Origin of the sequence: Bacteroides sp. 51, from assembly GCF_010500965.1 — a bacterium.
In the GTDB taxonomy this organism is placed as follows: Bacteria; Bacteroidota; Bacteroidia; order Bacteroidales; family Bacteroidaceae; genus Bacteroides.
Genome location: NZ_QVMI01000101.1, coordinates 1 through 261 on the forward strand (window position 1 = coordinate 1; position 261 = coordinate 261).

The following is a 261-nucleotide window of genomic DNA, read 5'->3' on the forward strand; positions in this document are numbered from 1 at the left end:
ATTAACTTATCATTAATTTACCAAATCATTCATTATGAAGAAAAACTTTTCAGAATCCCGTCGTTTAAAAACGTCCATGTCTCTTCTTTTGCTTCGCATACGCGAAAGAGACACCTTATTAAAGAGAAGCCGGGTGGCGGAAGCCACAGGCATGTCCCAGCACACCATAGGCAATATGGAGAATCGCCAGAAGACCTCCGGGAAGCTTCTCCTGCGTATATTCCACTATTACATTTACCTTAACCTTGTCACTCCCGCCGA

At 43.3% G+C, this 261-nt stretch carries 1 protein-coding gene; it reads left to right on the forward strand.

Annotated features, from left to right (window positions below):
* Positions 1-34 precede the first annotated feature (34 nt).
* Positions 35-261, forward strand: a 227-nt coding sequence (locus tag D0T87_RS23700) for a hypothetical protein (protein WP_163178639.1), incomplete at its 3' end; no start/stop codon positions are given.